The sequence below is a fragment of the Bordetella genomosp. 7 genome, assembly GCF_002261265.1.
In the GTDB taxonomy this organism is placed as follows: domain Bacteria; phylum Pseudomonadota; class Gammaproteobacteria; order Burkholderiales; family Burkholderiaceae_B; genus Bordetella_A.
This window is the reverse complement of the sequence record NZ_NEVK01000004.1, coordinates 587,217-610,627: the sequence shown is the minus strand read 5'-3', so window position 1 is coordinate 610,627 and position 23,411 is coordinate 587,217. Positions and strand designations below refer to the sequence as shown.

Sequence of the window (23,411 nt, the reverse complement as noted above, 5' to 3'; positions counted from 1 at the left end):
AAGTCGGGATCGCAGCATCCTACCCGCGGTGCGGCGGCGCGTTAGTGCGTGTTTTCCCGTGGATGAAGACGCGGCACAACATACTGCAGCGCAATAAAAACTCTACATGCATGGGTCGACTTCTCGATGAAATCGCCGGGTTTCCGCAAAAGGCATGAATATTGCAACGCGGCAATCTGGACGCCCGCCACGGGAATTATTTTGTAACCGGGGCCATTTCGTGCGTGATTCCGGGCCGGGGCTGGCGCGGCGAAGCGCCAATTCCGGGAAATCCCTGAAAAGGTAAAATCCCTGTTTTGCCTTTCCTCAATTTCAAACGGCGCCCGCATCGTGTCTTTCGTTCAGCATCTGCCCGGTTCTTCCGTCCTTTCCGCTTTTCGCCGCGAGCGGCTGCTGGCGCAATTGCGCGAAGCGGGCTTGCCCGTCGCCGATATCTCGGCCCGCTACGAGCATTTCGTCAGCACCGATGCGCGGCTGGACGACGCCCGGCAACAGCAGCTTGTGCAACTGCTCGACTACGGCACCGAGCCGGCCGGCGAAGTCCCGCCCAAGAGCCTGTCCCTGCTGGTCATCCCCCGCCTGGGCACGATCTCGCCGTGGGCCAGCAAGGCGACCGACATCGCGCATAACTGCGGCCTGGATGCCGTGCGCCGCGTCGAGCGTGGCGTGCGTTATTTCCTGGTTCCCGAACGCGGGCTGCTCGGCGCCAAGACGCTGGACGAAACCATGCTGGCGCGTGCGGCCGATTGCCTGCACGACCGCATGACCGAAACGGTGGTCAATGCCGATTTCGACGCGCAGGCGTTGTTCCAGCCGCTCGAAGGCAAGCCGATGCGCACGGTGCCGGTGCAGGCCGACGGGCGCGCCGCGCTGGCCGAGGCCAACATCGCCCTGGGCCTGGCGTTGTCCGAGGACGAAATCGATTATCTCGCACAGGCATTCGGGGCGCTGGGGCGCGATCCCACCGACGTCGAACTCATGATGTTCGCGCAGGCCAACAGCGAACACTGCCGCCACAAGATCTTCAACGCGCAGTGGGTCATCGATGGCCAACCGCAATCCGAGACCCTTTTCGGCATGATCCGCGCCACGCACAGGGCGCAGCCCGAAGGCACCGTGGTGGCCTATTCCGACAACGCCGCGATCATGCAGGGCGGCCCGGCGCAGCGTTTCCAGGCCGGCGTTCCGGCTTCGGACAGCGCCGGCGATGGCAATGGCGACGCGACGCGCTATGTGCGTCGTGACGCGGTCGTCCACACCCTGATGAAGGTCGAAACGCACAACCATCCTACGGCGATCGCGCCATTTCCAGGCGCCGCGACGGGCGCGGGCGGCGAGATCCGCGACGAAGGCGCCACGGGCCGGGGTTCCAAGCCGAAGGCCGGCCTGACCGGCTTCACCGTGTCGCACTTGCGTTTTTCCGACGCTTTGCAACCCTGGGAAGCCGACCATCACGGGCTGCCCGATCGCATCGCCTCGCCGCTGTCGATCATGATCGACGGCCCCATCGGCGGCGCGGCCTTCAACAACGAATTCGGGCGTCCCAATCTGCTGGGCTACTTCCGTACCTACGAGCAAACGGCCGGCGGCACGCGCTGGGGCTACCACAAGCCCATCATGATCGCGGGCGGCCTGGGTTCCATCGACGCCGACCTCACGCACAAAGAAGTCATCCCCCCCGGGGCGCTGCTCATCCAGCTGGGCGGCCCGGGCTTTCGCATCGGCATGGGCGGTGGCGCTGCGTCCAGCATCAGCATGGGCAGCAATTCCGCCGAGCTCGATTTTGATTCGGTGCAGCGCGGCAATCCGGAAATCGAACGCCGGGCGCAGGAAGTCATCGACCGCTGCTGGCAGCAGGGCAAGGCCAACCCCATCCTGGCCATTCACGACGTGGGCGCCGGAGGGTTGTCCAACGCTTTTCCCGAACTGGTCAACGATGCCGGGCGCGGCGCCGTATTCGACCTCAAGCGCGTGCCGCTCGAAGAATCCGGCCTGTCGCCCGCCGAAATCTGGAGCAACGAGTCCCAAGAGCGATACGTGCTGGCGATTCTGCCGCAAGACCTTGAACGCTTCGATGCGATCGCGCGGCGCGAGCGCTGCCCCTATGCCGTGGTGGGCGTGGCTACCGAATCGCGGCAGTTGCGCGTGGTCGATGGTGAAGGCCTGCCAGGGCTGGACGCCGAGCAGGCGGCCGGCGCGGCCGGTACGCGGCCCGTCGACGTGCCCATCGACGTCATCCTGGGCAAGCCGCCGCGCATGACGCGCGATGTGCAACGCCTGCCGGCGGTCGCCGAGCCGCTCGACCTGGTCGGCATCGATCTCACCGAGGCCGCCTACCGCGTGCTGCGTCATCCCACCGTGGCCAATAAATCGTTCCTCATCACGATCGGCGACCGCACCGTGGGCGGCCTGTCCAGCCGCGACCAGATGGTCGGGCCCTGGCAGGTTCCCGTGGCCGACTGCGCCGTCACCCTGGCCGACTATGAGGGTTTCCGGGGCGAGGCCATGGCCATGGGCGAGCGTACGCCCTTGGCGGTGCTCGATGCCCCCGCGTCCGGCCGCATGGCGGTTGCCGAGGCGCTGACCAACCTGGCCGCCGCCGATGTGGCCCGCCTCGAAGATATCAAGCTTTCGGCCAACTGGATGGCGGCCTGCGGCGTGCCCGGGCAGGATGCCGCGCTGTACGACACCGTGTCCGCCGTCAGCGAGCTGTGCCAGGCCACCGGCCTGTCCATTCCGGTGGGCAAGGATTCGCTGTCCATGAAAACCTCCTGGGAACAGGACGGCGAGCAGCGCCAGGTCGTGGCTCCGGTGTCGCTCATCGTGACCGCGTTTGCGCCGGTGGGAGACGTGCGCGCCAGCCTCACCCCGCAATTGCGCACGGACGCCGGCGACAGCGTGCTCATCGTCATCGACCTGGGACGCGGCCGGCACCGCATGGGCGGCTCGATCCTGGCGCAGGCGTACAACCAGGTCGGCGACAGCGTGCCCGACATCGATACGCCGCAAGACCTGCGCACGTTCTTCGTCACGATCCGCACGCTGGCCGAAGCCGGCGTATTGCTGGCCTACCATGACCGCTCCGACGGCGGCCTGTTTGCCACGCTGTGCGAAATGGCGTTCGCAGGCCGCACCGGCATTTCGGTCAACCTGGACATGCTCACGTTCGACCCCGGCTCGGCCGACTGGGGCGACTACAAGATCCGCCCCGAACAAGTGGCGGTGCAGCGCGACGAACTCACGCTCAAGGCCTTGTTTTCCGAAGAGGCGGGCGCCGTCATCCAGGTGCCTGCGGCGCAGCGCGATGCGGTGATGCAGGTGCTGCGCGGCGCCGGCCTGTCGGCGCATTCGCATGTCATCGGCGGCCTGAACGATGCCGACATGGTCGAATTCTTCCGCGATGGCAAAAAGGTGTGGAGCCAGCCGCGCGCCGAGTTGGGCCGCGCCTGGAGCGAAGTCAGCTATCGCATCATGGCGCGTCGCGACAATCCGGCCTGCGCGCAGGCTGAACTCGATACCTGGAACGACGTCGCCGATCCCGGCCTGTCTCCGCGCGTGAGCTTCGACCCCCAGGAAGACGTCGCAGCGCCGTTCATCGCCGGCGGCGCGCGTCCCCGCGTGGCCATCCTGCGTGAACAGGGCTGCAACAGCCAGGTGGAGATGGCCTGGGCGTTCGACACCGCCGGCTTCGAGGCCATCGACGTGCACATGACCGACCTGCTGGCGGGCCGCATCGATCTCAGCGCCATGCAAGGGCTGGTCGCCGTGGGTGGCTTCAGCTATGGCGACGTCCTGGGCGCGGGCGAGGGCTGGGCCCGCACCATCCGCTTCAACAGCCGTCTTTCCGACCAGTTCGCCGCCTACTTCAACCGCCCCGACACCTTCGCGCTGGGAGTGTGCAATGGCTGCCAGATGATGGCTGCGCTGGCGCCCATGATCCCCGGCGCCGAGCACTGGCCGCGCTTTACCCGCAACCAGTCCGAAAAGTACGAAGCGCGCCTGTCGCTGGTCGAAATCGCCGATACGCCGTCGATTTTCTTTGCGGGCATGGCGGGAACCCGGGTGCCCGTCGCGGTAGCGCATGGCGAAGGCTACGCCAACTACGCGGTGCAGGGCGATGCCGCCAAGGCGCTGGTGGCGGCGCGTTTCGTCGATCACCGCGGCAACCCCACCGAAGCCTATCCGTTCAATCCCAATGGCAGCCCGGGCGGGCAGACCTCGGTCACCACCGCCGACGGCCGCTTTACGGTCATCATGCCGCACCCGGAGCGCGTCACGCGCAATGTGATGATGTCGTGGGCGCCGCAAAAATGGGGCGCGGCCGACAGCGGCGGCGCCTACAGCCCCTGGATGCGCATGTTCCGCAATGCCCGGGTGTGGGTAGGCTGATCGGCGAAGAATCCGGGCCGCCCGCAGCGCTCCGTTGGCAGGGGCGCCGGGCAGGCGCCCCTTTTTTTGGTGCCCGGGCATAAAATCCAGGTTCAGCCCTGCCGGAGAACTCCGCCATGAACGCCCGCATTCCCGACGACGCCCTGCCGCCCACGCTCGATCCCGACGCCCTGCAGGCGTATGTCGACCGCCAGTGGGATGACGAGATCATCCCGGCGCTGACCGACTATATCGCCGTGCCGGCCAAGAGCCCGGCCTTCGACGCCGACTGGGAAAAAAACGCCTATATCGAGCGCGTGGTGCGCGATGCGGCGCAGTGGGTGGAATCACGCAAGGTGGCGGGGCTGAAGCTCGAGGTGGTGCGCCTGCCTGGCCGCACGCCGGTCATTTTCTTCGACGCGCCCGCCACGCGCGCCGATAGCGGCGACACCATACTGTTGTACGGCCATCTCGACAAGCAGCCGGAATTCTCGGGATGGCGTTCCGACCTGGGCCCCTGGACGCCCAAATATGAGGACGGCAAGCTCTACGGCCGCGGCGGCGCAGACGACGGCTATGCCATCTACGCGTCTCTCACCGCGATCATGGCGCTGGACGCGCAGGGCGTGGCCCGCCCGCGCTGCGTGGGCATCGTGGAAACGTGCGAAGAATCCGGCAGCTATGACCTCCTGCCCTATATCGATGCCCTGCGCGACCGCCTGGGCAATGTCGCGCTGGTGGTGTGCCTGGATTCGGGCGCGGGCAACTATGACCAGCTCTGGATGACCACCTCGCTGCGTGGCCTGGTCGCGGGCACCCTCGAAGTCCAGGTCCTGGACGAAGGCGTGCATTCGGGCGATTCCAGCGGCGTGGTGCCCTCCAGTTTCCGCATCCTGCGCCATCTGCTCGACCGCCTGGAAGACAGCTCGACCGGCCGTCTGCTGCCGCAAAGCCTGCATTGCGAAATTCCGGCCCAGCGCCGCGAACAGGTGCGCGAGACGGCGCGCATTCTGGGCGACGAAGTCTGGCGCCGCTTTCCCTGGAGCTGTGGCGCCGAGGGCGGCTTTGTGTTGCCCATGACGACGCATCCCGAAGAAGCGCTGCTGAACCGCACCTGGCGGCCGACCCTGTCGGTTACCGGAGCCGAAGGCCTGCCGCCGCTGTCCAGCGCCGGCAATGTGCTGCGTCCGCGCACCGCCTTCAAACTTTCGCTGCGCCTGCCGCCGCTGGTCGACGCCGTGTCGGCTTCGCAAGAAATCAAGCAATTGCTCGAAGCCGATTCCCCCTATAACGCCAAGGTCATCTTCCATGCCGACCAGGGCGCCGCAACCGGCTGGAACGCGCCCGAGTCGGCGGCCTGGCTCACCCGGGCGCTTGACGCCGCTTCGCACCAGTACTACGGCGCGCCTTGTGGCTATATCGGGCAGGGCGGCACGATTCCCCTGATGAGCATGCTGCAGCAGGGGTTTCCCAAGGCGCAGTTCATGGTGTGCGGCGTGCTGGGGCCCCGCTCGAACGCGCACGGCCCCAACGAGTTCCTGCATGTACCGTACGGCAAGCGCCTGACCGCCGCCGTTGCGCAAACCATGGCGGCCATGCCGGTTTGATCGAGAGCCCATGATACATACCGCCGGCGCCTATCAGCGCGTCATCGACGAAACTCGCCTCTGGGTGGAGCGCGCCGTCATCGGCCTGAATCTGTGCCCGTTTGCCAAGGCGGTGCAAGTCAAGCAGCAAGTACGCTATGCGGCCAGCGACGCCACCGACGCCGAGGGCGTGCTGGCCGACCTGGAAGACGAACTGCTGCTGTTGTCGCAGGCCGATGACCAGGAAATCGACACCACGCTGCTGATCGTGCCGGACGCGCTGGATGATTTCTACGAATTCAACGATTTCGGCGACCTGTCGGACCGCCTGCTCAGGCGCATGCGACTGGTGGGCACACTGCAGGTGGCGACGTTCCATCCCGCGTTCCAGTTTGCCGACAGCCTGCCTGACGACATCGAAAACTGCACCAACCGGTCGCCGCATCCGATTCTTCATTTATTGCGAGAAGACAGCATCGACCGCGCCGTAGAGGCTTATGCCGATGCTGCGGAAATCTACGAGAAGAACATCCAGACGATGCAGCGGCTGGGCTGGGAGGGCTGGCGCAAGCTCATGGCGGGCTGACCGCCTGGCACGGGCGCCGCTAGCGCGGACGCCGGGCGTATCGCGCGGCCAGAATGGCGCATACCATCAGCTGTATCTGATGGAACAGCATCAGGGGCAGCACCATGGCGCCCACCGCCTGGCCCGCGAAAATCACCTGGGCCATCGGAATGCCGCTGGCCAGGCTTTTCTTCGAGCCCCCGAACAGCAGCGTAATGCGGTCTTCGAGCTTGAACTTGAACACCCGGCCCAGCGCCACGCAACCCAGCAGCGACAACGCCAGCAGCACGCCGCACGTCAGCACCAGGCCCATCAGGGCGGGGGCAGGGGTGTCACGCCACAGACCTTCGTTGACCGACTCGGAAAAAGCGGTATACACCACCAGCAGGATAGAGCCCTGGTCCACGTACTTGAGCAGGCTCTTGTGGCGGAACACCCAGGCGCCGATCCACGGGCGAAATAGCTGCCCCAGCACGAACGGCAGCAACAGCTGCAGCATGATCTTGCCCACGGCATCGAATGAAACCGGCGCGCTCGCGCTGGCCACCACGACCACACCCACCAGCAGCGGCGTCAGGAAGATGCCCAGCAGGCTGGAGGCCGAGGCGCTGCACACGGCCGCGGGCACATTGCCGCGCGCCATCGAAGTAAATGCGATAGCCGACTGCACCGTGGCCGGCAGGCAGCACAGGAACAGCACGCCGGTGTAGAGTTCGGGCGTTACCAGCGGCTGCAGCAGCGGCTTCAGTGCCAGGCCCAGCAGCGGAAACATCACGAACGTGGCCGAGAATATCGTCAGGTGCAGGCGCCAGTGCATCATGCCGGCCACGATGGCTTCACGGGGCAGGCGCGCGCCATGAAGGAAGAACAGCAGGGCGATGGCGACGTTGGTGATCGTTTCAGATGCCGCCATGCCGACGCCGTGGGCGGGCAGCACGCTCGCGATGATGACGGTGGCAGCAATAAAGAGCGTGAAGCGGTCAGGCAGAAAGCGGGTGTGGCGGGACATGAGACGGCTGGCGCGGGTGGCGCCACGGTGAGCGCCGAAGGCCGGTATTGTAGACCCGCCGTGCAACGCCCCGTGTTCAGGGCGTCATGGACAGGGCCAGATCGAACGCCGCCACCAGCGATGCCGCATCGGCAACGCCTTTGCCGGCAATGTCGAACGCCGTGCCGTGGTCGACGCTGGTGCGCACGAAGGGCAGGCCCACCGTGACATTGACGCCTTGATCCAGGCCCAGGTATTTCACGGGTATCAAGCCCTGGTCGTGATACTGGGCCACCACGATGTCGAATTCGCCCCGGCGCGCGCGCATGAACACGGTATCGCCGGGCCAGGGGCCCGATACGTCCAGGCCGGCGTCGCGGGCCTGGGCGATGGCCGGCCCGATGATGTCGATGTCTTCGCGTCCGAACTTGCCGTCTTCGCCCGCATGCGGGTTCAGCCCGGCCACGGCGATGCGCGGCCGTGCAATGCCCATCTGGCGGCATGCGCGGTCGGCGAGCCGGATGGCGCGGGATTCTGCCTGCAACGTGATGGCGCGCGGCACGTCGGCCAGCGCGATGTGTATGGTTACCAGCAGCACGCGCAGTTCGTCGTTGGCCAGCATCATGGCGTAATCGGCCGTGTGCGTGCGTTCTGCCAGGATTTCGGTATGGCCCGGCTGGTCTATGCCCGCCAGATGCATCGAATGCTTGCTCAGCGGCGCGGTCACAATGGCCCGGATGTGGCCGGCCTGCGCGGCATCGATCGCCGCGCAGAGATAGTCGTAGGCGGCCTGCCCCGCGGGCGCGCAGGCCTGGCCCACGGGCAGGTCCGGCGGCAACGGGGCGCCGCACGGCACCACTTCGATGCATCCCGGCTCGCATTGCGCCTGCGCGGCAGAGCCGACTTCAACGACGTCCAGGCGCGCGCCCAGGGCGGCCGCGGCGCGCCGCATGATGCCGGCATCGCCATAAACGACCGCCGGCGCCCGCAGGCCTTGCGCGCACGCCTTGACGATGATTTCCGGGCCGATGCCGGCTGCATCTCCCATGGTGATGCCGACAGGCCGGGCAGGGGTCATTACAGTACGTCGCCCGCGTAGTCGGCCAGCCGCGAGCGTTCGCCGCGCTGCAAGGTGACATGCCCGGCGTGCGGCCAGCCCTTGAAGCGGTCAACCACGAACGTCAGGCCCGAACTGCCTTCGGTAAGGTAGGGCGTGTCGATCTGGGCGATGTTGCCCAGGCACACCACCTTGGTGCCCGGGCCGGCGCGTGTCACCAGGGTTTTCATCTGCTTGGGCGTCAGGTTCTGGGCTTCATCGATGATGAGGTACTTGTTCAGGAACGTGCGGCCCCGCATGAAGTTCAGCGACTTGACCTTGATCCGCGAGCGGATCAGGTCCATGGTGGCCGCGCGGCCCCAGTCGCCGCCGTCGCCGTCGCCCATGTTGAGCACATCCAGGTTGTCTTCCAGCGCTCCCATCCAGGGCAGCATTTTTTCTTCTTCGGTGCCCGGCAGGAAGCCGATGTCTTCGCCCACGGGCACGGTCACGCGCGTCATGATGATTTCGGTATAGCGCTTGGTTTCAAGCACCTGCGTGATGCCGGAAGCCAGCGCCAGCAGCGTCTTGCCCGTGCCGGCCTGCCCCAGGAGCGATACGAAATCGCAGTCGGGATTCATCAGCAGGTTCAGCGCGAAGTTCTGCTCGCGGTTGCGCGCCGTGATGCCCCACACGTTGTTCTTGCCGTGCGTGTAGTCGCGCAGCGTGGCCAGCACCGCCGTTTTGCCGCTGACTTCGCGCACCTGCGCATACAGCGGCATCTGCCCCTCGAAATACACGAACTGGTTGACGACGAACTGCGCGCAGAGCGGCCCGTGCACGCGGTAAAACGTGGTGCCGCCTTGCTGCCAGGATTCGACGTCCTTGCCATGGCGGTTCCAGAAGTCTTCGGGCAGCTGCATCACGCCCGAATACATCAGGTCGGTGTCTTCCAGGACGTGATCGTTGTAATAGTCTTCGGCCGCCATGCCCAGCGTGCGCGCCTTCAGGCGCATGTTGATGTCCTTGGACACCAGCACGACTTCGCGCTGCGGGTAGCGTTCCTGCAGCGCGCGCACCACGCCCAGGATCTGATTGTCGGCCTTGCCCATCGGCAGGTCGGCCGGCAGCGTGCTGTGTATGGCCGTGGTCTGGAACATCAGGCGACCGGTGGCTTCTTTGTTGCCCAGCGCGCTCAGTTCGAGGCCGTCGTCCAGCTGGCTGGCGTCATGCACCAGCGCGTCGAGCGAGCGGCTTACCTGCCGCGCGTTGCGCGCCACTTCCGACATGCCCTTTTTCTGGTGATCGAGCTCTTCGAGCGTCATCATGGGCAGGAAGATGTCGTGTTCTTCGAAGCGGAATAACGAACTCGGGTCGTGCAGCAGCACGTTGGTGTCCAGCACGAAGAGCTTGCGTCCGGCGGCGCCGGCGCGGGCTTTCGGCTTGCGCGCCGGCGCCGCGGCCGGCGTCGGGCGTCGCGAGGGCGCGGCCGGCGCGGCCGGCACGGCCTGCGCCGCCGGGGCGGAATGCGTTTTCAGGCCATCCAGTTCGGGCTGCACGGGCAGCGCAGCCGCTGCAGCCGGGGCGCTCTTGGGGGTGTCGGCCCGCCTGGAGGGCTTGGTTTTGGTACGGGCGGCTTCGCCCGAGGGGAATGTCAGGATAGCTGCGGGTCGGGAGGGCAACTTCGGTAGCGGCATGTAGGGGGATCTCCTGTGGGGCCGGCTATAGCGCCTGACAAAAAAAGTTCTCGGTTCAACCGATGCTGCGGGCGGCCTGCAGCACTTCGTTGGCGTGGTTGGGCACCTTCACCCCGCGCCATTCCTGCACGAGCCGGCCTTCGGCATCGATGAGGAAGGTGCTGCGCTCGATGCCGCGTACCTGTTTACCGTACATATTCTTCTGCTTGATGACGCCGTACAGATTGCATACGGTTTCGTCGGCATCGGAAATCAGGGGAAAGGGCAACTGGTGCTTGGCCTGGAAGTTCGCGTGCGACTTCAGGGAATCGCGCGACACGCCAATGACGACGGCGCCCGTGGCCAGGAAATCGGCGTGCAGGTCGCGGAAATCCTGGCTTTCAGTGGTGCAGCCCGGGGTGTTGTCCTTGGGGTAGAAATACAGCACGACGGCACGGCCGCGGCATTGTTCGAGACTGAGAGGGCCTATCGTGCTTTCGGCGGTGAAAGACGGGGCGGGCTTGCCTATGTGAGGCGTCATGCGGGGGAATCTCCGTCGGTGGGCAGCAGGGCGACGATTACGCGCCGGCCCTCGGCCATCAGGATGTTGTAGGTGCGCGCGGCTGCCTGCGTATCCATGACTTCCACGCCCACGCCGGCGGCCAGCATGGGGCGCAGCACGTCGTGCGGCAACAGCCGCTGCCGCGCGCCCGTGCCTACCAGCAGCACTTCGGGGCCCTGGCCACGGGCCGGGGCCGCCGATTCGGGCGCGTCCAGGAAGGCCATGGGGTCGCTTGTCGCCTGGGTCAGGCCGGCAGCCTGCTGCAGCAGGGCGGCGGTGATATCTGTGGCGGTCCGGACCGGCCACTCGGCGACGGCGCCTTCGGGACCGAAGGCCACCGCGTGGGAAAATCGTACCTGGTTGACCTCGATGTAACCGTCACCGTAGGCGGTTACCGTGTTCAGGGCCGATGCAGGGTCAGTATGCAGCTTCAATAAAAACTCCGGCTTGATGCTTCCGATGATAGCGCATTGGAATCGGGCCATGTTGCAGGATATCCCTGGGCGAGGGGGGGTGGAATGCCCCATTTGCCGCCTGGGCCCGCTTGCGCTAGATTACTGAGTTTTGCTGCGCCGCAAACTGCGCTGCGCGTCCCGCCTTAACCCTAGGAATGTCCCCATGAGGAAGTTCTCCCGCATCGAGCGTCTGCCGCCGTACGTGTTCAATATCACTGGCGAGCTCAAAATGGCCGCCCGGCGGCGCGGCGAGGACATCATCGACATGTCCATGGGCAACCCCGACGGCCCCACGCCCAAGCACATCGTCGACAAGCTGGTCGAAGCCTCGACGCGGCCCACGACGCACGGCTATTCCGTATCCAAGGGCATCCCGCGGCTGCGCAAGGCCATCTGCGACTGGTACCAGCGCCGCTATGCCGTCGGCCTCGACCCCGACAGCGAGGCTATCGTCACGATCGGCTCGAAAGAGGGCCTGGCGCACCTGATGCTGGCCACGCTCGACCGCGGCGACACCGTGCTGGTGCCCAACCCCAGCTACCCCATCCACATCTACGGCGCCGTCATCGCGGGCGCCAACATCCGCTCGGTGCGCATGACGCCGGGCGTCGATTTTTTCGAAGAGCTCGAGCGCGCGGTGCGCGAATCCATTCCCAAGCCCAAGATGATGATTCTGGGCTTTCCCAGCAATCCCACCGCGCAATGCGTCGACCTGTTGTTCTTCGAGCGGGTGGTCGCGCTGGCCAAGGAACACGATATCCTGGTCGTGCACGACCTGGCGTACGCCGACATCTGCTTCGATGGCTACGTCGCGCCGTCCATCATGCAGGTGGAAGGGGCGCGCGACGTGGCAGTCGAATTCTTCACCATGAGCAAGAGCTATAACATGGCCGGCTGGCGCATCGGCTACATGGTGGGCAACCGCGAACTCGTCAATGCGCTGGCGCGCATCAAGAGCTACCACGACTACGGCACCTTCACGCCGATCCAGGTGGCTTCGATCGCGGCGCTGGACGGCCCGCAGGAATGCGTGACCGAAGTCGTCGAGCAGTACCGCAGCCGTCGCGACGTGCTGGCGCGCGGCCTGCATGAAGCGGGCTGGAACGTCGAGATCCCCAAGGCCTCGATGTACATCTGGGCGCTGATTCCCGAACCTTACCGGGCCATGGGTTCGCTCGAATTCGCCAAGCGCCTGTTGTCTGACGCGAAGGTCGCCGTTTCGCCCGGCATCGGCTTCGGAGAATACGGCGACGAATACGTGCGCTTCGCGCTCATCGAAAACGAGCAGCGCACGCGCCAGGCCGTGCGCGGCATCAAGGATATGTTCCGCAAAGACGGGCTGCTGAAGTAAACGAGCCGCCGTCGGCACATGGCGGCATGCCGCCATGTGCCGATGCCCGCCGTATCTGGAAACTGAAATGACGAATTCTGCAAGTACGCTGTCTGCCACGCCCGCTTCCTTTCCGCGCGCCGAGCTGCAACCCATCAAGATCGGCTTGCTGGGCCTGGGCGTGGTGGGCGGGGGCACCTGGACAGTGCTGTCGCGCAACGCCGAAGAAATCGCCCGCCGGGCCGGAAGGCGCATCGAGGTCAGCCGGGTTGCCGTGCGCGACGTCGCCAAGGCGCGCGCCCGCGTGGGCGACGGGGTGGCGGTCGATAGCGACGTGCATGCGCTGGTGCGCGATCCCGAAGTGGATATCGTGGTCGAACTGATCGGCGGCGATACGCTGGCGCGCGAACTCGTGCTCGAAGCCATTGCGCATGGCAAGCACGTGGTCACCGCGAACAAGGCGTTGCTGGCCAAGCATGGCAACGAAATCTTCGCCGCGGCCTCTGCGCAAGGCGTGATGGTCGCCTTCGAGGCGGCCGTGGCGGGCGGCATTCCCATCATCAAGGCCATACGCGAAGGGCTGACGGCCAATCGTATCGAATGGCTGGCCGGCATCATCAACGGCACCACGAACTTCATCCTGTCCGAAATGCGATCGCGCGGCCTGCCGTTTGCCGACGTGCTGGCAGAAGCGCAACGGCTGGGCTACGCCGAGGCCGATCCGACGTTCGACATCGAAGGCGTCGACGCCGCCCATAAACTGACCCTGTTGGCCTCGCTCGCGTTCGGGGTGCCGGTGCAGTTCGACAAAGCCTATATCGAGGGCATTTCGCAACTGGCCCAGGAAGACATCGCCCACGCCGAGCGCCTGGGGTATCGGATCAAGCTGCTGGGCATCACCAAGCGCCGCACCGATGGCATCGAGTTGCGCGTGCATCCGGCGCTGGTGCCCGCCGAGCGCCTGATCGCCAACGTCGAAGGCGCGATGAACGCTGTGCTGGTGCGCGGCGACGCCGTGGGCCCCACGCTTTACTACGGGCAGGGCGCCGGCGAAGAACCCACCGCATCGGCCGTGGTGGCCGATCTGGTCGATGTCACGCGACTGCATACGGCCGATCCGGGCAACCGCGTGCCGCACCTGGCTTTCCAGCCCGATGCGCTGTCCGACCTGCCCATTCTGCCTATCGAGCAGGTCAGCACCTCGTACTACCTGCGCCTGCGCGTAGACGACCAGCCTGGCGTGCTGGCCGATATCGCCCGCGTGCTGGCCGACCATTCCATTTCCATTGGCTCCATGATCCAGCAGCCGTCCCATATCGGCGGGGCCGACATCATCTTCCTGACACATCAGGCGACAGAAGGCGATGTGGCGCGCGCCATCTGCAGCATCGAGCAATTGCCGTTCGTGCGTTCCAACGTGACGCGCCTGCGTGTCGAGACACTGACATGAAATACATATCCACCCGCGGCGGCATGGCCCCGCAAGCCTTCAGCGACATCCTGCTCGAAGGCCTGGCGCCCGATGGCGGCCTGGCCGTGCCCGAGACGCTGCCGCAGATCTCTGCCGAAACGCTCGAAAGCTGGCGCGGCCTGTCGTACCCCGAACTGGCCTATGAGGTCCTGTCACGCTTTGCCACCGACATTCCCGCCGACGACTTGCGCGCACTGACGCGCGCAGCCTATCGGCAGGGCGTCTTCAGCAGCGAAGATATCGTGCCGTTGCGCCCGCTCGATGGCGGGCTGCATCTGCTGGGCCTGTCCGAGGGGCCGACACTGGCCTTCAAGGACATGGCCATGCAGTTCCTCGGCCAAGTGTTCGAGTATGTGCTCACGCAGCGCAACGCCACCCTGAACATCCTGGGCGCCACCTCGGGTGACACGGGGTCGGCGGCCGAGTATGCCTTGCGCGGCAAGAAAGGCGTGGCCGTGTTCATGCTGTCGCCGCACGGCCGCATGAGCGCGTTCCAGCGCGCGCAGATGTATTCGCTGCAAGACGAAAACATCCACAACATCGCCGTGCGCGGCGTGTTCGACGACGCGCAGGATATCGTCAAGGCCCTGGCGGGCGACCTGGAATTCAAGACGCGTTACCGCATCGGCGCTGTCAATTCCATCAACTGGGCGCGCATCGCGGCCCAGGTGGTGTATTACTTTCAGGGCTGGCTGCGCGCCACCACCGCGCCGGGGCAGGAAGTCTCGTTTGCCGTGCCGTCGGGCAATTTCGGCAACATCCTGTCGGGCCACATTGCGCGATCCATGGGCTTGCCGGTGCGTCGCCTGGTGCTGGCCACCAACGAGAACAATGTGCTGGAAGAATTTTTCCGCACGGGTATCTATCGTCCGCGCGGGGCGGCCGATACGTTCGCCACGTCCAGCCCGTCCATGGACATTTCGCGGGCGTCCAATTTCGAGCGCTTTGTGTTCGACCTCACGGGCCGCGATCCGGGCCGTGTACAGGCGTTGTGGGCAGGGCTTGCGCGCGATGGCTACTTCGACCTGTCCGAGCTGAAGCCGGAATTCGAATCGCGCTATGGCTTCCTGGCAGGCACCAGCACGCATGCCGACCGGCTGGCAGTTATCCGTTCCACGTACGACACCACGGGCGTTCTGGTTGATCCGCATACCGCCGATGGGGTGAAGGTGGCTCGCGAGTTCGTCGAGCCTGGCGTGCCCATGCTCGTGCTCGAGACAGCCTTGCCGGCGAAATTCTCGGACACCATCGAGGCTGCCCTGGGCCGTCCCGTTACGCCGCCGCCCGCGCTGGCAGGGCTGGAATCGCTGCCCCAGCGGGTCACGGTCTTGGACTGCGACGCACAGTTGGTTCGACGCTACATCGAGGCTCATGCCAAGGTGTAAGGGTGTATCCGCTGTGTAAGTTTGCAACCCCGAAAAAACCCCGGAGCGTTCATGCCGGGGTTTTTTTTATCGCCGGCGCCGCGCACGATCGCGTCAATGCGTAGGCGCGCCGGCGCGGGCCGCGCCATTACACACTTATGCATTTTGCCGACATCCCGTCACTGTCCGGGCACGGGCGCGAGCCTACAGTGAAACTTCGTTCAACCAGACGGAGAAACGCCCATGAAACTCAAGACCACGACGCTTGCCCTGATCCTGTCCGGAGTCGGCGTACTGGCGGGTTGCTCGTCGCCCTCGGTGGTGCATACGCGCGACGGCGGCCAGGTCGTGACCCCGGATGAGCCCGAGTACGACAAGAATAGCGGCTTTTACGAGTACGAACAGAACGGCAGCAAAGTCCAGATGAACAAGGACGACGTGAAGACGATCGAAGAGGTTGATTGATCGTTCTGGCTTGCCGGGTAGCCGGCATTGCGGCGCTCAAGTTAAAAAGGTGTCTGGCTCCTGCAAGAGCCGGACACCTTCGACAGCGCAATCAGGCTTGCGCAGCTGTCGCTTCCGCGTGGTAGCGGCCCACGCGCTCCACCTCGTTTTTTGATCCCAGTATGACGCTGACGCGCTGATGCAGCTTTTCGGGCTGGATGTCCAGAATGCGCTGGTTGCCGTCGATTGCCGCGCCGCCCGCCTGCTCGATGATCATGCTCATGGGATTGGCTTCGTACATCAGGCGCAGCTTGCCCGCCTTGCCCGGTTCGCGCGCATCCCAGGGATACATGAAGATGCCGCCGCGGGTCAGGATGCGATGCACATCGGCCACCATCGAGGCGATCCAGCGCATGTTGTAGTCTTTGCCCAACGGGCCGGTGGTGCCGGCAAGGCATTCGTCGATATAGCGCCGCACGGGCGGGGCCCAATGGCGCATGTTCGACATGTTGATGGCAAATTCTTTGGTGTCTTCGGGTACGCGGATCTGGTCGTGCGTCAGTACCCACGAGCCCATTTCGCGGTCCAGCGTAAAGCCGACGACGCCATTGCCGATGGTGAGCACCAGCATGGTCTGCGGCCCGTACACCGCGTAGCCTGCCGCAACCTGCTGGTTGCCGGGCTGCAGGAAATCCTGTTCGCAGACTTCGGCCCCGGACACGTGATGAGGGGCGCGCAATACCGAGAAAATCGTGCCGATCGACACGTTGACGTCGATGTTCGACGAGCCGTCCAGGGGATCGAACAGCAGCAGATACTCGCCCTTGGGATACCGGTTGGGAATCAGATGGATGGTTTCCATTTCTTCGGACGCCATCGCGGCCAGGTGGCCGCCCCATTCGTTGGCCTCGAGCAAGATTTCGTTGGACAGGACGTCCAGTTTTTTCTGGACTTCGCCCTGGACGTTTTCGGAGTCCAGGCTGCCCAGCACGCCGCCCAGCGCGCCTTTGCTGACGGCGTGGCTGATCGCCTTGCAGGCGCGGGCCACGATTTCGATCAGCAGGCGTACTTCGGGGGCCAGCGCATCGGCCGAGCGCTGCTGCTCGACCAAGTATTGAGTAAGGGTTTTGTGTTTCAAGAGCGGTCTCCGTTGGCAGCGAATAAGGGCCTGGAACTCAAGCGGCGAGATCCAGTGCCTTGGATACGATTTCGACAACATTGCGCGACAGGCCAGGCTGGCTGCGAACCGTCTGCAGCGCTTGCTGCATGGGCGTGCGCAACGCGGGCACGAAGCGACTCCAGTTGTCGAGCGCGCGCGCCAATCTGGCGGCGATTTCGGGGTTTAGCGCGTCCAGGGCCAGAACCTGCTCGGCCCAATAAGCATAGCCGTCGCCATCCGGGCGGTGCATGCCGCGCGCATTGTTCAGGCAGAACTGGAATACCAGCGCGCGCGCGCGGTTGGGGTTGCGCAGTGTGAAGGCCGGATGCGCCATCAGCGCGCGCACGGCAGCCACATCGGTACTGATGGCGGTGGCCTGAAGCGCGAACCATTTGTCGACGACCAGCGGATCGTCCTGCCAGCCGGCATAGAAGGTTGCCAATGCCTCGGCGGCGACGTCGGGATGGCCATGATTCACCAGGGCGGACAGGGCGGCCAGGCGGTCGGTCATGTTGTCTGCCTGGGCGAATTGGTCTTGCGCCAGTGTTTGCGCGCCATTGATTTCCGCCGCCATCAGGTGTGCAAGCGCCTGGTTCTTCAGGGCGCGGCGGCCCGCGGGGCCGGGGGCCGGGCTGTACGCACCGGGCGTCTGGTTGGCATCGAAGGCGTTGCGCCATTGATCGGCGAGTTCACGGCCCAGCGCGGCGCGCAGGAAGTCGCGCGCCACGGCCAGGGCGCGCGGGTCGATCTCGTGCATGCGTTCGGCCAGCGTTTTCTCCGAAGGCAGGGCCAGCGCGCGCGCGCGGTAGCCCGCGTCCAGCGCAGGGTCGGTAAGCAGCGCGCGCCAAGCGTCGACAAACCCGGCGTCCACGCGCAGGTCGGCGCCCGACTGGTGCTGCGCCGCCAGGCCGAGTATCTGCCGGGTCGCGAGCTCCTGTCCGGCTTCCCATCGTGCGAACGGGTCGGTGTCGTGGGCGGACAGCAGGGCCAGCTCGGCATCGGTCCAGTTGTATTCCACGATCACCGGCGCGGAAAATCCGCGCAGCAACGATGGCACTGGCTTGGCGGGAATGTCTTCGAACACCCATTGCTGGCGCGCCTGCGTCAATTCCAGCAGCACCGTATCTTGCGCCGCGCCGTTGCCCAGCCGCAGCGGCTGGGCACGCCCCTGCGGGTCGAGCAGGCCCAGGGCAAAAGGAATGTGGAAAGGCTGCTTGACATAGTCGCTGCCGGCGCGTTTTTCCACCCCAACCGGCGGGCATTGTTGCGCCAGGGTGACGGTGCAGCGCCGCGTGGCGGGTTGGTAATCCAGTGTGACCGTCACGCGCGGCGTACCCGCCTGGCTGTACCAGCGACGGAATACCGCAAGGTCGCGCCCGGGATGCTGGCGCATGTAGACCGATTCCATCGCCGCGACGAAGTCGTCGCAGGTCACGGCCTGGCCATCGTGGCGGCGGAAGTACTCGTCCATGCCTGCGCGAAAGCCCTCGGCGCCCAAAAGCGTGTGCTGCATGCGGATGACCTCGGCCCCCTTCTCGTATACCGTGGCGGTATAGAAGTTGCCGATTTCCTGGTAGCTTTCCGGACGTATGGGATGAGCCATGGGGCCGGCGTCTTCGGGAAACTGCGCGGCGCGCAGCGTGACCACGTCATCGATGCGCTTGACGGCGCGCGCGCTGGCGGCCGCGGCGGGGTCCAGATCGCGCGCCATCATGTCGGCGGTGAATTCCTGGTCGCGGAATACCGTCAGGCCTTCTTTCAGGCTGAGCTGGAACCAGTCGCGGCAGGTGACCCGGTTGCCCGTCCAGTTATGGAAGTATTCATGGCCGATGACGGCCTCGATGCCTTCGTAATTGGCGTCGGTGGCGGTTTGCGGGTCGGCCAGCACATATGCGGCATTGAAAATGTTCAAGCCCTTGTTTTCCATGGCGCCCATGTTGAAGTCGCGCACTGCGACCACCATGAAACGGTCCAGGTCGAGCTCGAGGCCGAAGCGGGTTTCGTCCCAGCGCAGCGCCCGCTCCAGCGATTCCAGAGCCCATTGCGTGCGGTCTTCCGAGCCGGGGTCGCTGTATACCTGCAGCAGAACGGCGCGCCCGGACGCCGTGCGCACCGTGGTCTCGCGGTGCGTCAGGCGGCCGGCCACCAGCGCGAACAAATAGCAGGGCTTGGGGAAGGGGTCTTCCCATTGGGCTTGCTGGCGCCCGTCCGGCAGCGTGGCGGTGTCCAGCAGGTTGCCGTTGGACAGCAGGACGGGGAAGTCGGGGCTTGCCCGCAGCGTGACGTGGTAGCGCGACATGACGTCGGGCCGGTCGGCAAACCAGGTAATGCGCCGGAACCCTTCAGCCTCGCATTGCGTGAAGAAATTGCCGCCCGACACGTATAGGCCCATCAGGGTCGAATTGGCCTGGGGCCGGCAACGGCTGGCGATCTCGACCACGGCCTCGGGCGGCAGGCCGCAGATGCTCAGGGTTTCGTCGTCGAGCGTGTACCCGCTTGCCGGCCAGTCCCGGCCATCGACGCGCAGCGATATCAGTTGCAGGTCGGTGCCATCGAGCACGAGCGGCGCGTCTGGGGCGGCGTCTGCCTTGCGCTGCACCCGCAGCTTGCTTTGCACGAGTGTGGAATCGGGATCAAGGTCGAACTCCAGCGACACTTCCGGAATCGCGTACGGGTAGGGTCGATAATCCTTGCGATACACGGTTACAGGGGTTTCGGTACGCATGCGCGGAATCAGTCCAGAATAGGCAATGGCGTATTGTAGTGGCACGCTATGTGCTCGATGGCCGGCAGAAATATCCCGTTGAAAACTTTCGGGCCCCGGCGCGGTCGAAACTTGCGTACGATAGGCGCCCTGGGAGAAGCATCATGTCAGCAATCTGGTCGAAAATGTGGCGCTGGGCCGCCTTGGCTTTGGTTTTGTCGGCGGGTTTGCTAAGCGGATGCGCCGCGCCCACGGTGCAGGCGCGGGTGACGTCCTTCCAGCAATGGCCGGCCGGGGTCGAAGGCCAGACCTATAAATTCGTGGACGCCACGCCAGGACAGGCCGGCAACCTTGAATACCAGACCTATCAAGACGCGCTGCGGGCAAGCATCGGGCCCACCGGTCTGGTCGAGGCTCAACCGGGCCAGAAAGCGCGTTTTCATGTGTCGTTCGAATATGGGGCGCAGCAGACTCAGGTGATGGTGCGCCGCGCCTACGATCCATATTTCTATGGCGGGTTCGGCGGATTTTACGGGCCCCGCTGGTGGGGGCCGGGCGTGGGCTATTGGGGCCCCGATTGGGTAGACGTGCCCGCCGTGGCCTATCGCAACCGGCTCAGCGTGCAGATAACCGATACCGCCCGGGGCGGCGCCGAAGTATATCGGGCGTCGGCTTATATCGTGACTGGGCAGGAAGACCTGGTGCGCACCATGCCGTACCTGGCACGCGCGATTTTCGACGGTTTTCCGGGTAATAATGGCTCGGAGCGTCAGGTTGAATACCCGTCGGGGCGCTAGGGCGTCGCGTTATATCCGCGTTCTGTTACGTTACCGTGCTGAAACCGGCGGCGTGGGCGCCGCCGGTGGCTCTTGCAGGCAATGCCGGGCCGTTGCGCCGCCGTTAATCGGCAATAAGAAAGGCCTCGCGGGTGCGGCCCGCGGCCTCTTCGGCCGTCAACCAGCGCGGGGGCTTGCCGCGGCCGCTCCAGGTTTCGCCGGTTTCGGGGTGGCGATATTTGGGCGCCACCTGACGCTTGGCGGGAGCCGCCTTGCGTGCGCTGGCGCCGCGCGGCGCCTTGACGCCTTTATTAAAGGCCAACGCAATTTCTTCAGGGGTAATATTGTATTCGCGCATGGACGTAATGATTGACGCGATTACCGGTTTGCGCCGCTTATTCTGCAAAGCTTCGGCTTTTTTTTGCAATTTGTTGATTTCTCTTTCTATCTTTGCTTGCAAGGCGGAATAGCTTTCTCGGGCCATGTGGTGTCCTGGGATTTATTGGGTATATACGAAATGGCGCCGCATAATGTTCGAAGTTGCGGCATTACGCACATAATACAGAAGTTCATATGTGGCGAACATTATGGTGCGCTGTTTTTAATTTGGCAGAGGGTCTAAATATGGGTAATTCTGGCTCGAATTCGACGCATGTGGCCGCAATTCAGATGATTTCCACGCCCAATGTGCAGGATAATCTTGCGCAAGCCGCCGAATTAATCGAGAAGGCCGCCGCCGCCGGGGCGCGCCTGGTTTCCTTGCCCGAATATTTCTGCTTCATGGGCCATGGCGACCTGCAAAAGCTTGAAATCAAAGAAGAACCCGGCGCCGGGCCCGTCCAGGACTTTCTTGCAGCACAGGCGCGCCGCCATCAGGTATGGCTGGCGGGGGGAACCTTACCGCTGGCGTGCCCGGATCCCGGCCGCGTATTCAATACGACGTTTGTATACGGCCCGGACGGTCAGCCGGCGGCTCGCTATGACAAGATCCATTTATTCAATTTCAAGCGCGGCAACGAAGCGTACGACGAGTCCATCGCGATCCGTCCGGGTGACACGGTACGGGCTTTCGATGCGCCGTGGGGGCGGGTGGGTTTGTCGGTGTGTTACGACCTGCGCTTTCCCGAGCTGTATCGGGCGTTGGGGCAAGTGGACCTGATTCTGGTGCCCGCGGCATTTACCTATACCACCGGTAAAGCGCACTGGGAATTATTGCTGCGCGCGCGCGCCATTGAAAACCAATGTTATGTGCTCGCTGCCGCCCAGGGCGGCCGCCACCCCAATGGCCGCCGTACCTGGGGCCATTCGATGCTGATCGACCCCTGGGGCGAAATTATCGACGTATTGCCAGAGGGGCCGGGCGTGGTCAGCGGTACCATAGAGGCTGAGCGTCTGGCGCAAGTGCGGGCCTTGCTGCCCGCGCTGCGCCATCGCGTCCTGTAGACACAGAGACAACATTTAATGAACCTGATAGATCCTGATATTCAATCCCTGGCCACTGCCAAGTCACTGCTGCTCGACCCCTGGGGTCTGGACGAAGCGCACCTGGCCCGGGCCCTGGGCGAGATTTTCACCCACAAGGTCGACTATGCCGACCTGTATTTCCAGTACACGCGCAGCGAAGGCTGGAGCCTCGAAGAAGGCATCGTCAAGACCGGCAGTTTTTCCATCGGGCAGGGCGTGGGCGTGCGCGCCATCAGCGGCGAGAAAACCGCCTTTGCCTATTCCGATTCGCTGTCGCCGGACGCGCTGCTGTCCTCGGCCCATGCGGTGCGGGGCATTGCACGGCGGGGCGCGGGCAAGGTGAAGGTGGCCGCGCAGGTGCCGCCTGTTTCAGGCCGCAGCCTGTATGCGGACATCGACCCGCTGTCGACCCTGACCGCGCCCGAAAAAGTGGCGCTGCTCGAGCGCGTCGAGCGCATGGCGCGCGCGCGCGACCCGCACGTCATCCAGGTGATGGCCGGGCTCGGCGCCGAATACGACGTAGTGCTCGTGGCCGGCAGCGATGGGCGGCTGGCGGCCGATGTGCGTCCGCTGGTGCGGCTGTCGCTGACCGTGATCGCCGAGCGCAACGGGCGTCGCGAGATGGGCCATGCCGGCGGCGGCGGGCGCCTGGGCCTCGATTATTTTTCCGACGAAATTCTGCAGGGCTATGTCGAGCGCGCGGTACACGAGGCCATGGTCAATCTCGAGGCCCGGCCTGCGCCCGCCGGTGAAATGACGGTGGTGCTGGGGTCGGGCTGGCCGGGCATCTTGCTGCACGAAGCGGTGGGGCACGGCCTGGAGGGCGATTTCAACCGTAAAGGGTCCAGTATTTTTTCGGGGCGCATAGGCCAACGGGTGGCGTCCAAGGGCGTTACCGTCATCGACGACGGAACTTTGCCCGATCGTCGCGGTTCGCTGAATATCGACGACGAAGGCAATGCCACGCAGTGCAATGTGCTGATCGAAGACGGCATTTTGCGCGGCTATATGCAAGATACGCTGAATGCGCGGTTGATGAAGACGGCGGCCACCGGCAACGGGCGCCGTGAGTCGTTCGCGCATCTTCCCATGCCCCGCATGACCAACACCTACATGCTGGCGGGCGACACGCCGCCGCAGGAAATCATCGCCTCGGTCAAGCGCGGCCTGTACGCGGCCAACTTCGGCGGCGGCCAGGTCGATATCACGAACGGCAAGTTCGTGTTTTCGGCTTCCGAGGCCTACATGATCGAGAACGGCAAGGTGACCTATCCCGTCAAGGGAGCCACGCTGATCGGCAATGGCCCCGACGCGATGAACCGCGTCAGCCTGATCGGCAACGACCTGCAGCTCGATTCGGGCGTGGGCACCTGCGGCAAGGACGGCCAGAGCGTGCCCGTGGGCGTGGGGATGCCGACCGTGCGCATGGATGGCCTGACGGTGGGCGGCACAGGCTGAGCGCC

General features: G+C 64.9%; 18 protein-coding genes. 10 read left to right on the top strand and 8 right to left on the bottom strand.

From position 1 onward, the window contains the following. The first annotated feature begins 330 nt into the window (after positions 1-330). The 3 genes from purL (at position 331) to CAL19_RS10010 (ending at position 6,540) form a co-directional block, all read left to right on the top strand. Positions 331-4,389, top strand: a complete 4,059-nt coding sequence (gene purL, locus CAL19_RS10020; protein ID WP_026638099.1) for a phosphoribosylformylglycinamidine synthase — start codon at positions 331-333, stop codon at positions 4,387-4,389. Positions 4,390-4,505: 116 nt separating this feature from the next. Continuing rightward, positions 4,506-5,975 (top strand): M20 family metallopeptidase, encoded by a 1,470-nt coding sequence (locus tag CAL19_RS10015; RefSeq protein WP_026638098.1) that lies wholly within the window; start codon positions 4,506-4,508, stop codon positions 5,973-5,975. A 10-nt stretch (positions 5,976-5,985) separates the two neighbouring features. Then, a complete protein-coding gene (locus CAL19_RS10010) occupies positions 5,986-6,540 on the top strand; it encodes a DUF1415 domain-containing protein (RefSeq protein ID WP_026638097.1) in 555 nt (184 codons plus the stop codon). A 19-nt stretch (positions 6,541-6,559) separates the two neighbouring features. On the opposite strand, the gene CAL19_RS10005 is transcribed toward CAL19_RS10010, so the two are convergent. The 5 genes from CAL19_RS10005 to CAL19_RS09985 form a co-directional block, all read right to left on the bottom strand. Continuing rightward, a complete protein-coding gene (locus CAL19_RS10005; RefSeq protein ID WP_026638096.1) occupies positions 6,560-7,528 on the bottom strand; it encodes a bile acid:sodium symporter family protein in 969 nt (322 codons plus the stop codon). Between the two features lie 76 nt (positions 7,529-7,604). Further along, positions 7,605-8,585, bottom strand: a complete 981-nt coding sequence (gene pdxA / locus CAL19_RS10000; protein WP_094796688.1) for a 4-hydroxythreonine-4-phosphate dehydrogenase PdxA — start codon at positions 8,583-8,585, stop codon at positions 7,605-7,607. Next, entirely contained in the window at positions 8,585-10,240 is a 1,656-nt protein-coding gene (locus CAL19_RS09995) for a PhoH family protein (protein ID WP_026638094.1), read from the bottom strand. The genes pdxA and CAL19_RS09995 overlap by 1 nt, the downstream gene beginning before the upstream one ends. 55 nt (positions 10,241-10,295) lie before the next feature. After that, positions 10,296-10,760 (bottom strand): peroxiredoxin, encoded by a 465-nt coding sequence (locus CAL19_RS09990; protein WP_026638093.1) that lies wholly within the window; start codon positions 10,758-10,760, stop codon positions 10,296-10,298. After that, positions 10,757-11,215: an Mth938-like domain-containing protein gene (locus CAL19_RS09985; protein ID WP_026638092.1), complete on the bottom strand. Its 459-nt coding sequence runs from the start codon at positions 11,213-11,215 to the stop codon at positions 10,757-10,759. Before CAL19_RS09985 ends, CAL19_RS09990 begins: the two co-directional genes overlap by 4 nt. Before the next feature lie 184 nt (positions 11,216-11,399). Here CAL19_RS09985 and alaC point away from each other — a divergent pair, with 184 nt between their 5' ends. The 4 genes from alaC to CAL19_RS09965 all read left to right on the top strand — a co-directional run bounded on the left by alaC (position 11,400) and on the right by CAL19_RS09965 (position 15,866). After that, positions 11,400-12,587: an alanine transaminase gene (gene alaC / locus CAL19_RS09980; protein WP_094796687.1), complete on the top strand. Its 1,188-nt coding sequence runs from the start codon at positions 11,400-11,402 to the stop codon at positions 12,585-12,587. 124 nt (positions 12,588-12,711) lie between these two features. Beyond that, positions 12,712-14,016 (top strand): homoserine dehydrogenase, encoded by a 1,305-nt coding sequence (locus tag CAL19_RS09975; RefSeq protein ID WP_026638090.1) that lies wholly within the window; start codon positions 12,712-12,714, stop codon positions 14,014-14,016. Continuing rightward, positions 14,013-15,422, top strand: a complete 1,410-nt coding sequence (thrC, locus tag CAL19_RS09970; protein ID WP_026638089.1) for a threonine synthase — start codon at positions 14,013-14,015, stop codon at positions 15,420-15,422. Before CAL19_RS09975 ends, thrC begins: the two co-directional genes overlap by 4 nt. 222 nt (positions 15,423-15,644) lie before the next feature. Continuing rightward, positions 15,645-15,866: a YgdI/YgdR family lipoprotein gene (locus CAL19_RS09965; protein ID WP_026638088.1), complete on the top strand. Its 222-nt coding sequence runs from the start codon at positions 15,645-15,647 to the stop codon at positions 15,864-15,866. A 91-nt stretch (positions 15,867-15,957) separates the two neighbouring features. Here CAL19_RS09965 and CAL19_RS09960 read toward each other — a convergent pair whose 3' ends face one another. Next, a complete protein-coding gene (locus CAL19_RS09960; protein ID WP_026638087.1) occupies positions 15,958-16,983 on the bottom strand; it encodes a class 1 fructose-bisphosphatase in 1,026 nt (341 codons plus the stop codon). Between the two features lie 37 nt (positions 16,984-17,020). After that, positions 17,021-19,729 (bottom strand): aminopeptidase N, encoded by a 2,709-nt coding sequence (gene pepN, locus CAL19_RS09955; protein WP_094796686.1) that lies wholly within the window; start codon positions 19,727-19,729, stop codon positions 17,021-17,023. A 143-nt stretch (positions 19,730-19,872) separates the two neighbouring features. Here pepN and CAL19_RS09950 point away from each other — a divergent pair, with 143 nt between their 5' ends. Further along, positions 19,873-20,505: a DUF4136 domain-containing protein gene (locus tag CAL19_RS09950; RefSeq protein WP_026638085.1), complete on the top strand. Its 633-nt coding sequence runs from the start codon at positions 19,873-19,875 to the stop codon at positions 20,503-20,505. A gap of 103 nt (positions 20,506-20,608) precedes the next feature. Here the strand turns inward: CAL19_RS09950 and CAL19_RS09945 are convergent, their stop codons facing one another. Next, complete coding sequence (locus CAL19_RS09945) at positions 20,609-20,968, bottom strand: H-NS family nucleoid-associated regulatory protein (RefSeq protein WP_094796685.1); 360 nt, start codon at positions 20,966-20,968, stop codon at positions 20,609-20,611. Between the two features lie 140 nt (positions 20,969-21,108). Between CAL19_RS09945 and CAL19_RS09940 the strand changes: the two genes are divergently transcribed. Both CAL19_RS09940 and tldD read left to right on the top strand, forming a co-directional pair. Then, positions 21,109-21,927 (top strand): carbon-nitrogen hydrolase family protein, encoded by an 819-nt coding sequence (locus tag CAL19_RS09940; RefSeq protein ID WP_094796684.1) that lies wholly within the window; start codon positions 21,109-21,111, stop codon positions 21,925-21,927. A gap of 18 nt (positions 21,928-21,945) precedes the next feature. Further along, entirely contained in the window at positions 21,946-23,406 is a 1,461-nt protein-coding gene (tldD, locus tag CAL19_RS09935; RefSeq protein WP_026638082.1) for a metalloprotease TldD, read from the top strand. Positions 23,407-23,411 lie beyond the last annotated feature (5 nt).